This window comes from Modestobacter sp. NPDC049651, from assembly GCF_040659695.1.
GTDB lineage: Bacteria > Actinomycetota > Actinomycetes > Mycobacteriales > Geodermatophilaceae > Modestobacter.
This window is the reverse complement of record NZ_JBFAOG010000002.1, coordinates 235176-249354: the sequence shown is the minus strand read 5'-3', so window position 1 is coordinate 249354 and position 14179 is coordinate 235176. Positions and strand designations below refer to the sequence as shown.

The window sequence follows — 14179 nt, the reverse complement described above, 5'->3', positions numbered from 1 at the left end:
CCCGTCCCGTCGGGGACAGCGGGGAGCACGCCCTGGGGGTCCGCTCGCTCAACTGTTCCCGGCGGCACCGGGTTCCCGGCCGCCGGTCACAAGCAGATCACGTCCAGCTGGGAGAAGGCGGGCGGTGTCCCCGGTGCCGGGTCAGCAGGTGGGCGGGGTGCGCCCGGCGCGCAGGTCGGCCAGCGCCGACACCGCGTCGTCCAGCGTGGCGACCTTGGCCAGCGGCAGCCCCGGCTGGGCGTTGGCCTCCGCCTCCGCGCAGTTGTCGGCCGGGGTGAGGAAGAGCTCGGCGTGGATGTCGCGGGCGGCGATCATCTTCAGCGGGATGCCGCCGATCGGACCCACCGTGCCGTCGGCGTCGATCGTGCCGGTGCCGGCGACCACCGCTCCCCCGGTCAGGTCGGTGTCGCCCACCAGGTCGAGGATGCCCAGCGTCAGCATCAGCCCGGCGGAGGGGCCGCCGACGTCGCTCACCTCGATGTCGACGTCGAACGGCGCGTAGGGCGTCTCGATGACCACCACTCCCAGCGCCGACCCGTCCCCCTTCCGGGCCTTGCCGGTGGTGACCGTGGCGGTGCCCGGCCGGCCCTCGCGCTGGTAGCCGACCGGCACGCTGGTGCCCGGCGGGATCGCGGCCAGCGCCGCGGACAGCGCCGTGGTGTCGGGGGTGGGGGTGCCGCCGACCGACTCGATCGCGTCGTCGGCCTGCAGCTGCCCCTTCGACGGCGAGTCGTCGCCGAGCGCCGAGACGACGACCTTCTCCGGGTAGCCCAGCCGGCCCAGCGCGGCCGCCCGGGCGGACTGCTCGGAGGTCAGGAACGCCTGCCGGTTCTCGGCCTGGGTCTCCTCCTGCGACCTGCCCGAGGGGTAGACCTCCTCGCGCGGGACGACGACGACCTCGTCGTCGAACCACCCCTCGATCGCGCCGACCAGCGTCAGCGGCCGCTGCGGGATGCCGACCGTGGTGAGGTTGAGGTTGCCCGACGTCCGGTTCGGCGTGCGACCGGTGACCGTGATGATCGGGTCGCCGTCGATGTCACCCAGGGTGTTGTAGGTCGGCCCGGGCACCTGGGCCACGTAGGGCACCGGCACCAGGACGCCGACCACCCCGAACACCAGCAGCAGCACGGCGCCGACCACCAGCACGGCCGTCCGACGGGTCACGCACGCTCCTCCAGGCTCTCCGACCGGCGCAGGTGGGCACCCGTCGAACCGGCAGCGTAGGTGACCTGGCTGGCAGTTCCGCTGCGGGCGGACGGCCCGGGGCGCCCGGACGCCGGTCCGCCGCGCCGCGCGCGTCTACGGTTGGACCATGAGTGATCTCCCGTTCGGCTTCGGGGTCCCCGACCGCGACCCGGAGCGCAAGGGCGAGTCCGGCGGACCCGGTGGACCGGACGACCCGTTCGGCTTCGGCGCCCTCTTCGGTGGAGCCGGCGGCACCGGGAACCCGGCCGAGCTGCTGGGCAAGATGCCGCTGTTCGCCGAGCTGCAGAAGCTCATGAACTGGTCCGGCGGGCCGGTGAACTGGGACCTCGCCCGGCAGGGCGCGATCAGCCAGCTCGCGCCCGGGCACCAGCCGACCTCCGCCGCCGAGCGCTCCGCGGCCGTCGAGGCGCTGCGGCTGGCCGACCTCTGGCTGGACCAGGTCACCGAGCTGCCCTCGGGCGTCGACCGGGCGCTGGCCTGGTCGCGGGTCGACTGGGTCGAGCAGACCCTGCCGGCCTGGACCGCGCTGATCGACCCGCTGGCCGAGCGGGTGGTGGCGGCGATGACCCAGGCGCTGCCGCAGGAGGCGATGGCCATGGCCGGCCCGCTGGCCGGGATCATGGGCCAGATGGGCGGCGTCATGTTCGGCGCCCAGGTCGGCCAGGCGCTCGCCCGGCTCGCCGACGAGGTGCTCACCAGCACCGACGTCGGGCTGCCGCTGGGCCCCGCGGGGACCGGTGTGCTGGTGCCGCAGAACGTCGCCGCCTTCGGCGAGGGCCTGGACCGCCCGGACGACGAGGTGCGGCTGTTCGTCGCGCTGCGCGAGGCCGCGCACCAGCGGCTGTTCGCGCACGTGCCGTGGCTGCGCCAGCAGCTCACCGACGCCGTCCACGCCTACGCCCGGGGCATCCACGTCGACCGCGAGGCGATCGAGCGGGGCCTCGAGGAGGCCGTCGGCGGCATGGGCGGCGAGTTCGACCCGAACGACCCCGAGAGCATCCAGAAGCTGCTGGGCAGCGGCGTCCTCGAGCCGGAGGAGACGCCCGAGCAGCAGATGGCGCTGCGCCGGCTGGAGACGCTGCTCGCGCTCGTCGAGGGCTGGGTCGACAGCGTGGTCGCCGCGGCCGCCGGCGACCGGCTGCCCGGGCACTCGGCGCTGGCCGAGACGATGCGCCGCCGGCGGGCGTCCGGCGGCCCGGCCGAGCAGACCTTCGCCACCCTCGTCGGGCTGGAGCTGCGGCCCCGGCGGCTGCGCGACGCCAGCACCGTCTGGGGCGCGATGGCGCAGCAGCACGGCACCTCGGAGCGCGACCGCCTCTGGTCGCACCCGGACCTGCTGCCGACGTCGGAGGACCTCGACGAGCCGCTGGACTTCGTCGCCCGCCAGGGCGCCGGTGACCCCTTCCGGGAGCTGACCGAGGGCCTGTCCGACGACCGCCCCCAGGGCGAGGACGACGGCCCGGAGGAGCGGCCGCAGGCCTGACCGGGCGCTAGTCGACGGCGCCGGGCTCGTCCGGCGCCGTCGTCCCGCGGGCGTGCTCGACGCCCTCGAGGAACCCGAGCGCTCGCTCGGCCTGCGGGTAGGCGCGCACGAGGGCCCAGAACCGCGCGTCGTGGCTGGGCTCCAGCAGGTGGGCGAGCTCGTGCACCAGCACGTAGTCGACGACGTACTCGGGCATGCCGCGCAGCCGGCTGGACAGCCGGATGCTGCGGTCGGTCGGGGTGCAGGAGCCCCAGCGGCGGTTCTGGTTGTCGACCCACCGGACGCTCGCCGGCACCGCCAGGCCGTCGAGGTGCTCGGCGGACAGCTCGTGGGCGCGGCTCATGAGCTCGTCGTCCGAGCCGAGGGTGCGCCGCCGGCGGTCCTCGCGGGTCTGCAGCTTGGCGACCATCTGGTCCACCCAGCGCCGCTCCTCGGCCGCGCTGAAGCCGGCGGGGATGAGCACGATGGTGCGGCCGCCCTCGCGGTAGGCGGTGACCGTGCGGCGGCGGCGCGTGCTGCGGCGCACCTCGACGGCCGCGTTCGCCGTCACGCCCCGGGCCGGGGCGGCGGCGGACGCGGACGTGCGGCTGCGGTCGGGTCCCTGCTCCACGCTCCGCACCGTAACCGCCCGCCGCGGGTGCGCCCAGCACGGGGACACCCGGTCGTGGCCGACTGCACACGGTCAGTGGACATCCGGTCCGCCGGCGGCCGCGATCCCCTGGACGTGGTCACCCGGAGGGGGGACCGGCCACCCGTCGTCCACACCCCCGATCCCGCTCGTCGGCGCTGGTCAGGACGGCGATCCCGGTCGGTGCGCCACGCTGCCCGCCGGCTGCGTCCCCGGCCGGTGCACAACGACACACCGAACGGTCCCCACGTGCTCCACAGGTGTGTCCACAGCCTGTGGGCACACGTTCCCGGGGCTCCTGTGGACGACGGCCGGACCGGCCCGCCGGCGCTGGCACCCTGCGGCGGTGACCGAGAGCCCGCACCCGCTGCTGCCGCCCGCCACCCCCGTGCTGGACGTCGACGCCGAGACCCTGCAGGTGGGCGGCGTCGACGGCGGACCGGGGCTGCGGGTGCGGCCCGCGGAGGCGGTGCGGGCGCTGCTGCGCCGGTTCGACGGGCGGCGCAGCGAGCGGTCGCTGCGGAACGAGGCGGCCGGCGCCGGGCTGACCGGACCCGACGTCGACGCGCTGCTGGCCGGGCTGCGGGCTGCCGGGCTGCTGCACGAGCTCTCCCCCGCCGACCTGCTGGCGGCCGAACCCGGCCCGGCCGCCGGTTCCCGGGCGGCCAGCGAGTGGCCGGCCGCGCTGCCGCTCCCGGGCACCGCCGGCCGCTGGCGGGCCCGGCGGGAGAGCGCGGTCGTGGTCGACGGCGCGTCCCGGGTCGGCGTGCCGCTCGCCGCGGTGCTCGCCGCCAGCGGCGTGGGCCGGGTGCACGTGCGCGACCGCGGGCCGGCCGCCGCCGCGGACGCCGTGGTCGGCGGCACCACCGCGGCCGACGAGGGCCGGCCCCGGGCGCTGGCCGCCGCGGACGCCGTCCGCCGGGTCAGCCCGCTGACCGACCTGCGGCCGCTCCCCGCCGGGGAGGACCCCGACCTGGTGGTGCTGTGCCGGCCGTGGGCGGCGGCCGACCCGCTGGCCGGCGGCGTGCACCGGGACGGCGTGCCGCACCTGGTGGCGACCGTCCGCGGCGAGGTGGGCGTGGTCGGCCCGCTGGTGCTGCCGGGCGCCACCAGCTGCCTGCGCTGCGCCGACCTGTGGCGGCGGGACGAGGACCCGGCGTGGCCGCGGCTGGCCGCCCAGCTCGCCGGGGTGGAGCCACCGCCCAGCGGTGCGACGGTCACCTGCCTGCTGACCGCGACCCTCGCCGCCGTGCAGGTGCTCGCCCACCTGGACGGCGACCGGCCGGCAGCGCTGGGCACCACCCTGGAGCTCCGCCCGCCGGGGCTGCTCCCCCGCAGCCGGCACTGGCCGCCGCACCCGGGATGCCCCTGCGGCGCATCGATCGGGCACCGAACCGGCCACGACGGGGCGGGCGCGACGGATCCCTGGGACACTGGACACCGTGAGTGACGCCGGACGGGAGATCCCTCGCGGCTCGGTCTCCCGGACGGCCCGCCTGGCCGCGCTGCCGCTGGGTGCCGCGGGCCGGGCCACCCTGGGGCTGGGCAGGAGGTTGTCGGGGCAGTCGGCCGACCAGGTCAACGCCGAGTTCCAGCAGCGCACGGCCGAGCAGCTGTTCGCCGTGCTGGGCCAGCTCAAGGGCGGGGCCATGAAGCTCGGCCAGCAGCTGTCGATCTTCGAGGCTGCGGTGCCCGAGGAGGTCGCCGGGCCGTACCGCGAGGCGCTGGTCAAGCTGCAGGAGGCGGCGCCGCCGATGCCGGTGCGCACCGTCCACGCCGTGCTCGCCCAGCAGCTGGGCAGCCGCTGGCGCGAGCGGTTCGCCCACTTCGACGACACCCCGGCCGCGGCCGCGAGCATCGGGCAGGTGCACCGCGCCACCTGGCGGGACGGCCGGGACGTCGCGGTCAAGATCCAGTACCCGGGCGCCGGCACCGCGCTGATGGCCGACCTCAACCAGCTGGCGCGCTTCGCCCGGCTGTTCGCCGCCCTGTTCCCCGGCATGGACGTCAAGCCGCTGATCGCCGAGCTCAAGGCGCGCGCCATCGAGGAGCTCGACTACGGGCTCGAGGCCGATGCCCAGCGGGCGTTCGCCGCGGCCTACGCGGGCGACGAGCAGATCGCCGTCCCGCGGATCGTCGCCAGCGCCCCCAAGGTGATCGTCTCGGAGTGGCTGGAGGGCACCCCGCTGTCCCGGGTCATCGCCGACGGCACCCGGGAGCAGCGCGACCACGCCGGTCACCTGATGGCGGTGCTGCACTTCTCCGGACCCGCCCGCGCCGGGCTGCTGCACGCCGACCCGCACCCGGGCAACTTCCGGCTGATGCCCGACGGCCGGCTGGGCGTCATCGACTTCGGCGCCACGGCGCGGCTGCCCGACGGGCTGCCCGAGCCGATCGGCCGGCTGGTCCGCTGGGCGCTGGAGGGCCGAGCCGGCGACGTGCTCACCGACCTGCGGACCGAGGGCTTCGTCAAGCCGAACATCGACGTCGACGCCCAGGCGGTGCTGGACTTCCTGCTGCCGTTCCTCGACCCGCTGGTCGAGCCCACGTTCCGGTTCACCCGGGCGTGGATGCAGGCGCAGGCGCTGCGCCTCGGCGACCCGCGCAACGAGGCCAGCACGCTGGGCCGGCAGCTCAACCTGCCCCCGGCGTACCTGCTCATCCACCGGGTGACGCTCGGCTCGATCGGGGTGCTCTGCCAGCTGGACGCCGAGGCGCCCTACCGCGCGGTCTGCGAGGAGTGGCTCCCCGGCTTCCGGCAGCCCTGAGCAGGGCGGCCGCTGCGCCCGGGCCGGACGCAGCGGCCGCCGTCCCCTACCTCACCAGCGCGCTGGCGCGGGCGGCGCGGCGCGAGGCGCGGTCGGCCCGGCGGGCCCACCGGCGGGCGGCGATCAACCGGCGCGCCCGCGCGGCGCTGTCGGCGTCCGCCAGCATGTCCCGCAGGTGGCTGCGGGCGATCTCCTGCTCGATCATCGACATGGCTGTCCTTCACAGGGTGTCCGGCACGAGGTGGCGCCGGGAGAACGGGTGTCGTGGGGTGGGGCGGTGGACGGCGGGCTCCCGTCCGCGGGCGGGATGCCGGGCCGGGCCGCGGCCGGGCGCGGTCATGCGGCCGCCTCGGTGCGGACCTTCGGCGGCCGGCCCCGCGGCCGCTTCCGGGCGATGACGACGCCGCGGTCGAAGATCTCGCCGCCCCAGACGCCCCAGGGCTCGCCGCGGTCCAGGGCGCCGGCCAGGCAGGCCGCCCGGGCGGGGCAGGTCCGGCACAGGTCCTTGGCCTGCTCCAGGTCCGCGGGCTTCTCGGCGAACCACAGGTCCGGGTCGCCCGCCCGGCAGGGCAGCACCCGCCGGGTCGGGGCCGGCCGCAGCGCGCCGGTGGACTCGGGCGTGCCGTCGAGCCTGCGCCGACGCGTGGACGTCGCCGGGTCGATCGTGGTCTGCACGACCGCTCCTCCTCTTCCTTCGTCTCTGCTCCGGTCGGCGGGGCCCGCCGACCGGTGGTCGGGGTGGGTCCGTGGCCTGGGGAAAGACGAAGGCCGCGGATCCCGGTGTCCGGGTTCCGCGGCCTCGAGGAGGACCAGCCGAGCTGCTAGCTCAGTGGGTCTTCCGGGGGCAGGTCACCCGGGGTGGTGCGGTGCGCGGGAGCGCCGAAGGCGGTCCCGGTCATGGGCTCGGTCGTGGGCTCGGTGGAGTCGGTGCCGGTCAGGCCGGTCCAGCCGGTGCCGGTGGGAGCGGTGGCGTAGCCGCCCAGCCCACGCAGGCGCACGGCGGCCCCCAGGCCGGCGACGGGCAGACCGGTCCCCTGGAGCGGAGCGCCGAAGGCAGCCATCCGGACACCCGTGACGTCGGCACGGCAGCCGGGCACGACGGCAGCCGGCAGCGGGGCCGCGCCGAACGGCGTGCCGGTGGCGGTGGCGGCGAGAACGATCACGGTGATCCCCTCCTCCCGGGGTCGGGACCCGGCCTGCCGGCCGGACCTCCTGCTGTCTGCGCTGGACGTGGTGCTGGGTGCGTCCTGGGTCACTCCCAGGTGCTGCAGCGAAGGCTAGGGGACCCCGCGCAGCAGGGTCAATCGAATAACGGGGAAACTCCCGGATCGGGCGTGTCGCGCCCAGTCCGGAGCCGTACCCGCTGGTCAGCGGGCCGTCGCCGGCTGCTCAGGCGTCGCCGATGGCGGCCAGGACCTCGTCGCCGTAGAGCTCCAGCTTGCGGGTGCCGATGCCCGGCAGCCCGGACAGCTCGCGCAGCGAGCTGGGCCGGGTCTCGGCGATGGCCTGCAGGGTGGCGTCGGGGAACACCACGTAGGCCGGCACCGAGGCCGCCTGCGCGGTGCTGCTGCGCCAGGCCCGCAGCCGCTCGAACAGCTCCCCCGCCTCGCCCTCGAGCACGACCTTCGGGCGCTTGGCCGGCTTGCGCGGGGGCAGCGCGGCGCCCTCGGGGGCCAGCCCGTCGAGGAAGCGGCTGCGCCCGCGGTTGCGCCGACCGCCGGGGTTGCGGGCCAGCGACCAGGAGAGGGTGAGCTGCTCGCGGGCGCGGGTGACCGCGACGTAGAGCAGCCGGCGCTCCTCCTCGACGGAGTCCGGCCGGGAGTGCGACTGGCCGATCGGCACCATGCCGTCGTTGAGGCCGACCACGAAGACGGCGTCCCACTCCAGGCCCTTGGCCGCGTGCATCGACGCCAGCGTGACCCCCTGCACGGTGGGCGCGTGCTGGGCGTTGGCCCGCTCGGCCAGGTGCGCGACGAAGCCGGCCAGGTCGAGCGTGGGCTCCTCGGCGACCAGGTCGACGGCGAGGTCGACCAGCGCGGCGAGCGACTGCCAGCGGTCACGGGCGGCGCCCCCGGCGGGCGGCTGGTGCTCGGCCCAGCCGGTGGAGGCCAGCACGTCGCGGACCGTGGGCACCAGCGCGCCGTCGTCGTGGCCGCCGGCGGCCGCGCCGCGCAGCAGCAGCACCGCCTCGCGCACCTCGGGCCGCTCGAAGAACCGCTCGCCGCCCTTGAGCACGTAGGGCACCCCGGCGTCGGTGAGCGCCGACTCGTACACCTCCGACTGGGCGTTGATCCGGAACAGCACGGCGATCTCGCTGGCCGGCAGCCCGCCGTCCATCAGCTCCTTGCACGCCTTCGCCACGGCGGCGGCCTCGGCCGGCTCGTCGGGGTGCTCGACGAACTGCGGCGCAGGGCCCTCGGCGCGCTGGCCCAGCAGCCGCAGGCCGGGCAGGCCCTTGCGCGGCGGCGCCTGGCCGATCAGCTTGTTCGCCAGGCCGACCACCTGCGGCGTGGAGCGGTAGTCGCGTTCGAGCTTGACCACCTCGGCGTCGGAGTACCGGTCGGCGAACCCGAGCAGGTACTCCGGGTCGGCACCGGTGAAGGAGTAGATGGTCTGGTTCGGGTCGCCCACCACGCAGACGTCCGCCCGGCCGCCCAGCCAGGCGTCGAGCAGCCGCTGCTGCAGCGGGTTGACGTCCTGGTACTCGTCGACCACGAAGTGCCGGTACTGGGCGCGCACCTCGCGGGCGACGTCCGGGTGCTCCTCGAGCGCGTAGGCGGTGACCAGCAGCAGGTCCTCGAAGTCCAGTGCCCCGTCGCGCTGCTTGGCCGACTCGTAGCTGCGGTAGACCTCGGCCACGGCCGCCGCGTCGAACGGCGCCTCCCGGCCGGCCTTCGCCGCCCGCGCCGGGTAGTCCTCGGGCGTGGCGAGGGTGGTCTTCGCCCACTCGATCTCGCTGGCCAGGTCGCGCAGGCTGGTGCGGTCGGTGGACAGCCGGTTGCGGGACGCCGCGTTCGCGATCAGCCGCAGCTTGTTCTCCACCAGCTCGGGCATCGGGCCGCCGAGCACCCGCGGGGCGAAGTACCGCAGCTGGCGCATCGCCGCGGCGTGGAAGGTGCGTGCCTGCACCCCGCCCACGCCCAGCTGCTGCAGCCGCCCGCGCAGCTCGCCCGCCGCGCGGGCGGTGAACGTCACGGCGAGGACCTGCTCGGCCACGTACTCGCCCAGGTGCACGCCGTAGGCGATCCGGTGGGTGATCGTGCGGGTCTTGCCAGTGCCCGCGCCGGCGAGGATGCACACCGGCCCCCGGACGGCGGCCGCCGCGGCCCGCTGCTGGTCGTCCAGCCCCGCGAGCACCGCCTCGGCGCCCGTGCGGTCGTCCGTCACCGTGCTCCCCCCACCCTGCTGGCTCCCCACCGTGCTGCCCCCTGGCCCGCGGCTCCCGCGCGGCTGCGGCACCCATCCTCCCAGCCGGGACCGACACGTGCGGGAAGGATCCCCAGGGGGTCGGCGTTGGCAGGTCCGGCCGGACGACGGTCCGCCGGGCACCCGAGTGGACCGAACCGGAACGAACGAGGGAGGATCCCCCCTGTGAGCGCAGCTGCCACCGCCGTGACCATGTACACCACCAGCTGGTGCGGGTACTGCAACCGGCTCAAGAAGATGATGCAGCGCGAGGGCATCGACTACGCCGAGGTCAACATCGAGGAGGTCGACGGCGCGGCCGAGGTGGTCATGAAGGCCAACGGCGGCAACCAGACCGTCCCGACCCTCGTGTTCGCCGACGGCACGGCGCTCACCAACCCGAGCATCGACCAGGTGAAGTCGCAGCTGGCGCAGCTCCCCGGCGCGTGATCCCCGGGCGGCGGCGCCCGGCAGGAGATGATGCGAGCGACGGGAGTGCCGCGCGCGCTCCTGACGAGGAACTGACCGGACCGAGGGAGGGCACGATGACCCCGTCCGTCGGCCGGACGGTCGAGCAGGACGCCACGGTGGCCAGCACCGTGGGTCCTGCCCTGCCATGGGGCCTGCCCGAGGACGTGCTCCGCACCCCCGCCGGCGCACCGGCCGCCGTCGTGGTCCGCACCCCCGGCGGCTGGCGCGTGCTGTCGGCCACCGACGCCGGGGAGGCCTTCCCCGGCGTCGAGCCGATGCCGCTGGTGGAGGCGATGACCCTGGCCGACCTGGTCGCGCAGGAGCTGGGCAGCGACCCGGAGCCCGACCGGCAGGCCCGGCGCGCGGCCCGCGGCGGCGAGGCTCCCGAGACCGCAGCCGACCCCCGCGACGTCGAGATCGCCGAGCTGCGCCGCACGGTCGCCCAGCTCGAGCACGCGCTGGCCGCCCGCGTCTCGATCGAGCGGGCCATCGGGGTGCTGGCCGAGCGCCACTCCACCACCCCGCGGGAGGCGTTCGACCAGCTCCGCCGGCGGGCCCGCTCGGCCGCCCGGCCGGCGGCGGAGCTCGCCCGCGAGGTGCTCGACGGCCTCGCACCCACCCAGCCCCACCCGCCGGTCCCCGGTCCGCGCGAGGCCCGCTCCTGACCACCCCGGTCCCGCTGAGCCCCGCCGCCCTGACCGAGCGGCTGGCCGACCTGCTCGCCGGCGTCCCCGCGGAGCCGGGCGCCGCCGCGCTGCGGGTCGCCGTCGACGGGCCGGACCTGCCCGGCCGTGGCGTGACCGACCCGCGGACCCTCGCCGAGGGGATCGCCGCGCTGCTGCCCGGCCGCAGCCGCCCGGCGGTCGTCGTCCCGGCAGAGGGCTTCTACCGCCCGGCGTCGCTGCGGCTGGAGCACGGCCGCACCGATCCCGACGCCCGCTACACCGACTGGCTGGACTCCGCGGCGCTCGCCCGCGAGGTGCTCGACCGGGTCGGCCCGGGCGGTCCCGGCAGCTACCTGCCCGTGCTGTGGGACCTGGAGCGCGACCGCGCGGCCCGGCTGGACCACCGCCCGGCACCGGCGAACGGCGTGCTGCTCGTCCCCGGGTCGCTGCTGCAGGGGCTGGGGCTCGCGTTCGACGTCGTCGTCCACCTGCGGGTCAGCCCCGCCGCGCGGCGCCGTCGGGTGCCGGCCGACCGGGCCTGGGAGCTGCCCGCCTTCGACCGGTACGACGACGAGGTCGACCCGCAGCTGCTGGCCGACGCGGTCGTGCTCGCCGAGCACCCCGACCGCCCGGCGCTGGTGCTGCAGGGCCGCTTCGCGCCGTGATCCTGCCGGCCGTCCGGGACCTCCGGTTCGTCACCGTCCGCCGCGGGGGCACCCTGACCGATCCGGACCACCACCTGCTCGCGCGGTGGGCGGCGGCGTGCGCCGAGCACGTCCTCCCGCTCTTCGAGGCGGTGCGCCCGGACGACCCCCGGCCGCGCGAGGCCGTCGCGGCGGCGCGCGCCTGGGCGGACGGCGAGCTGCGGATGATGCCGGCCCGGGCCGCGGGCGGGCACGCGATGGGCGCGGCCCGCGAGCTGCGGGGCGCGGCCCGGCACGCCGCCTACGCCGCGGGCCAGGCGGCGGTCGTCGCCCACGTCGCCGCGCACGAGCTGGGCGCGGCCGCCTACGCGATCAAGGCGGTCCGCGCCGCCGCCCCACCCGGCGCCGCCGAGGAGGCGGGCCGGGCCGAGTGCCGGTGGCAGCGGGCACGGCTGCCGGACGGGGTCCGCGCGCTCGTCCTGGACGACCAGCGGCTGCGCAACGACCTCTGCTGGTCGGTCTTCGAGTGCTGAGCCGGGCCGCCTGCGCCGGCCCCGGTTCCTAGCTGAACTCGCCGGCCACCCAGCGGTCGACGATGCTGCGCGCGATGGAGACCGACGGCGGCAGCGCCTGCGGGCCGGTGCCCGAGCGCAGCTCGTCGCGGCTGAACCAGCGCGCCTCCTCGATCTCGTCGTGGTCGACCTGCAGGTCGAGGTCGACCGCGCGGGCGACGAACCCGAGCATCAGCGACTGCGGGAACGGCCACGGCTGGCTGGAGACGTAGCGGACGTCGGTGACGCGGATGCCGACCTCCTCGGCGACCTCGCGGGCCACCGCGGCCTCCGCCGACTCCCCCGGCTCGACGAAGCCGGCCAGGATGGAGAACCGCCCGGCCGGCCAGACCGCCTGGCGGCCGAGCACGCAGCGGTCGCCGCCGTCGTGCACCAGCATGATCACCGCCGGGTCGGTGCGCGGGAACACCTCGCGGCCGTTCTCCGGGTCGCGCTGCACCCAGCCGTGCCGCTCGACCACCGTCGCGGCGCCGGTCATCGGCGAGAAGCGGTTGCGCTCGTGCCACTCCACGATGCCGACCGCCTCGGCGAGCAGACCGGCGTCCAGGTCGCTGAGCGCGGCACCCACCTCGCGCAGCCCCGTCCAGCGGTCGACCGGGCGGCCGCCGACCTCGGCGGTCTGCTCGGTGCGCACCGCGGCGTAGGGCACGCCGCCGGCCTCGCCGAGGTAGATGGCGCCCGCCGGGTACGACGGCTGCTCGTCCCACTGCAGGCGGGGGCCGCCCTCGGCGTCCTGCACCGGCACGTTCCGCCGTTCGTCGACGTGCAGCACCCGCACCGGTCGGCCCGTCGCCGGGTCGTCGAGCAGCCGGTTGAGGTGCCCGCGGTCGTGCGCGGTGCGCGACAGCAGCGGGACGTCGGTGGGCGCGCCGGCCCGGGCGTCCTCGGGCCAGAACCCGCGGACCGACGGCTCCGGGTTGTCCGCCGGCGTGCTGCCGCCGGGCGGGACGCTCACGCCTGCTCCGCGGCGGGCGCGCCGGTGGCGACCTCGACCGGGCCCAGCGCGCGCAGCGGCTCGGCGGCCACCTCGGCGTCCCCGACCACGACCGCGGTCAGCGCGGCCGGCGACAGGTACCGGCGGGAGACCTCGACGACCTCGTCGACGCCCACGGTGAGCAGCGCCCGCTGGTGGTCGGCGAGCCACCCGGCGTCCAGCCCGGTGCCGAACAGCGCCGACAGGGTGCTGGCCAGCCCGGCGTGGGTCGCCGTCCCGAGGGCCATGGTGCCCAGCAGGTAGCGGCGGGCGGCGTCCAGCTCGTCGTCGGTGACGTTCGTGAGCGCCATCCGGCCCAGCTCGTACCAGGTCTCCAGCAGCGCCGGGGCGGTGACGCCGGTGGCGACGTCGGCCTCCACCAGGAACGAGGAGCCGGCGGCCATGTGGTCGACCGAGCTGCGCGGGCTGTAGGTGTAGCCGCGCCGCTCCCGGATGTTCTCCACCAGCCGGGAGGAGAAGTAGCCGCCGAACACCATGCTGGCCAGCCGGAGGGCGGGCAGCTGCGGGTCGGTGCGGTCCGCGGCGGGACCGCCGAGCCGGATGTTGGACTGCACGGCGCCGGGCCGGTGCACCAGCTGCAGGTCACCGGGCGCGGTGCCGGGCACCGGGGCGGTGGTGACCGCCCTGCCCTCGGTGGTCCAGCCGGCGAGCGCGGCGGCCACGGCGTCGGTGGCGCCGGCCGGGTCGACGTCCCCGACCAGCACCATCGTGCTGCCGGCAGGCAGCACCCGGTCGCGGTGCAGCTTGCGCAGCGCCGCCGGGGTGACCGCGGCGACCAGGTCGGCGTCGGGCAGCTGCTGGGCGTAGGGGTGGTTGCCGTAGCGGCGGGCGGCCAGCGCGCTGCGCGCGATGACGCCGGGCTGCGAGCGGGCGATGAGCAGCCGCTCCCCCACCCGGGCCCGCTCCGCCTCGACCCGGGACGCCGGGTAGGTCGCCGCGGTGAGCAGCTCGGCGAGCACGCCGAGCACCGGGGACAGGCCGTCGGGCAGCAGCGTGGTGGAGAACAGCATCCGGTCGGCGTCCGCGGACACCGACAGCTCGGCGCCGTGCGACTGCAGCAGCTGGGCGATATGCAGCTCGTCGTGGTCCTCGGTGCCGAGCAGCACCGCACCGGTCAGGACGGCGGTGCGCGCGGCGTGCTGAGCCGTCGCGCGGGCGGTCGCCGGGGCGAACGGCACCCGCAGCCGCAGCTCGACCAGCGGCACGCCCGCGCGGGGCACGACGACCAGCCGCAGCCCGTTGGGCAGCGTGGTCTCGTGCACCTGCGGGACGACCGCGGGCCGCGGCTCGCCCAGCGGCGGGACGACGGTGGTGTCGAGGGACAGGGCAGTCATCGGGTCTCC

The 14179-nt window shown here is 76.7% G+C and carries 15 protein-coding genes; 7 read left to right on the top strand and 8 right to left on the bottom strand.

What is annotated here, in order from left to right:
* Positions 1 to 141 precede the first annotated feature (141 nt).
* Entirely contained in the window at positions 142 to 1164 is a 1023-nt protein-coding gene (locus tag AB0J00_RS04510; RefSeq protein ID WP_357740770.1) for a PDZ domain-containing protein, read from the bottom strand.
* A 148-nt stretch (positions 1165 to 1312) separates the two neighbouring features.
* On the opposite strand from AB0J00_RS04510, the gene AB0J00_RS04505 reads away from it, so the two are divergent.
* Positions 1313 to 2689 (top strand): zinc-dependent metalloprotease, encoded by a 1377-nt coding sequence (locus AB0J00_RS04505; protein ID WP_357740767.1) that lies wholly within the window; start codon positions 1313 to 1315, stop codon positions 2687 to 2689.
* A gap of 7 nt (positions 2690 to 2696) precedes the next feature.
* Here AB0J00_RS04505 and AB0J00_RS04500 read toward each other — a convergent pair whose 3' ends face one another.
* A complete protein-coding gene (locus tag AB0J00_RS04500; RefSeq protein WP_357740764.1) occupies positions 2697 to 3299 on the bottom strand; it encodes a M48 family metallopeptidase in 603 nt (200 codons plus the stop codon).
* Positions 3300 to 3663: 364 nt separating this feature from the next.
* On the opposite strand from AB0J00_RS04500, the gene AB0J00_RS04495 reads away from it, so the two are divergent.
* Both AB0J00_RS04495 and AB0J00_RS04490 read left to right on the top strand, forming a co-directional pair.
* Positions 3664 to 4767, top strand: a complete 1104-nt coding sequence (locus AB0J00_RS04495) for a thiamine biosynthesis protein ThiF (RefSeq protein ID WP_357740761.1) — start codon at positions 3664 to 3666, stop codon at positions 4765 to 4767.
* Positions 4760 to 6085, top strand: a complete 1326-nt coding sequence (locus AB0J00_RS04490) for an AarF/ABC1/UbiB kinase family protein (RefSeq protein ID WP_357740758.1) — start codon at positions 4760 to 4762, stop codon at positions 6083 to 6085. Before AB0J00_RS04495 ends, AB0J00_RS04490 begins: the two co-directional genes overlap by 8 nt.
* 46 nt (positions 6086 to 6131) lie before the next feature.
* Here AB0J00_RS04490 and AB0J00_RS04485 read toward each other — a convergent pair whose 3' ends face one another.
* The 4 genes from AB0J00_RS04485 to AB0J00_RS04470 all read right to left on the bottom strand — a co-directional run bounded on the left by AB0J00_RS04485 (position 6132) and on the right by AB0J00_RS04470 (position 9472).
* On the bottom strand, positions 6132 to 6296 hold the full coding sequence (locus AB0J00_RS04485; RefSeq protein ID WP_357740755.1) for a hypothetical protein: 165 nt from the start codon (positions 6294 to 6296) through the stop codon (positions 6132 to 6134).
* Between the two features lie 125 nt (positions 6297 to 6421).
* Positions 6422 to 6685: a WhiB family transcriptional regulator gene (locus AB0J00_RS04480; RefSeq protein ID WP_357741353.1), complete on the bottom strand. Its 264-nt coding sequence runs from the start codon at positions 6683 to 6685 to the stop codon at positions 6422 to 6424.
* Positions 6686 to 6906: 221 nt separating this feature from the next.
* Complete coding sequence (locus tag AB0J00_RS04475; protein ID WP_357740752.1) at positions 6907 to 7248, bottom strand: hypothetical protein; 342 nt, start codon at positions 7246 to 7248, stop codon at positions 6907 to 6909.
* 226 nt (positions 7249 to 7474) lie between these two features.
* Positions 7475 to 9472, bottom strand: a complete 1998-nt coding sequence (locus AB0J00_RS04470; protein ID WP_357740749.1) for an ATP-dependent DNA helicase UvrD2 — start codon at positions 9470 to 9472, stop codon at positions 7475 to 7477.
* A gap of 204 nt (positions 9473 to 9676) precedes the next feature.
* On the opposite strand from AB0J00_RS04470, the gene AB0J00_RS04465 reads away from it, so the two are divergent.
* The 4 genes from AB0J00_RS04465 to AB0J00_RS04450 all read left to right on the top strand — a co-directional run bounded on the left by AB0J00_RS04465 (position 9677) and on the right by AB0J00_RS04450 (position 11803).
* Positions 9677 to 9940 carry a mycoredoxin gene (locus AB0J00_RS04465; protein ID WP_357740747.1) on the top strand — a complete coding sequence of 88 codons (264 nt, stop codon included), beginning with the start codon at positions 9677 to 9679 and terminating at the stop codon, positions 9938 to 9940.
* 95 nt (positions 9941 to 10035) lie between these two features.
* A complete protein-coding gene (locus tag AB0J00_RS04460; protein ID WP_357740744.1) occupies positions 10036 to 10626 on the top strand; it encodes an ANTAR domain-containing protein in 591 nt (196 codons plus the stop codon).
* A gap of 131 nt (positions 10627 to 10757) precedes the next feature.
* Entirely contained in the window at positions 10758 to 11291 is a 534-nt protein-coding gene (locus AB0J00_RS04455) for a uridine kinase (protein WP_357740741.1), read from the top strand.
* Complete coding sequence (locus AB0J00_RS04450; RefSeq protein WP_357740738.1) at positions 11288 to 11803, top strand: putative immunity protein; 516 nt, start codon at positions 11288 to 11290, stop codon at positions 11801 to 11803. Before AB0J00_RS04455 ends, AB0J00_RS04450 begins: the two co-directional genes overlap by 4 nt.
* Before the next feature lie 28 nt (positions 11804 to 11831).
* Here AB0J00_RS04450 and nudC read toward each other — a convergent pair whose 3' ends face one another.
* Both nudC and AB0J00_RS04440 read right to left on the bottom strand, forming a co-directional pair.
* Positions 11832 to 12797, bottom strand: coding sequence for an NAD(+) diphosphatase (gene nudC / locus AB0J00_RS04445; protein WP_357740735.1), 966 nt, complete (start codon positions 12795 to 12797; stop codon positions 11832 to 11834).
* Positions 12794 to 14170, bottom strand: coding sequence for a pitrilysin family protein (locus tag AB0J00_RS04440; protein WP_357740732.1), 1377 nt, complete (start codon positions 14168 to 14170; stop codon positions 12794 to 12796). The genes nudC and AB0J00_RS04440 overlap by 4 nt, the downstream gene beginning before the upstream one ends.
* Positions 14171 to 14179: the final 9 nt, after the last annotated feature.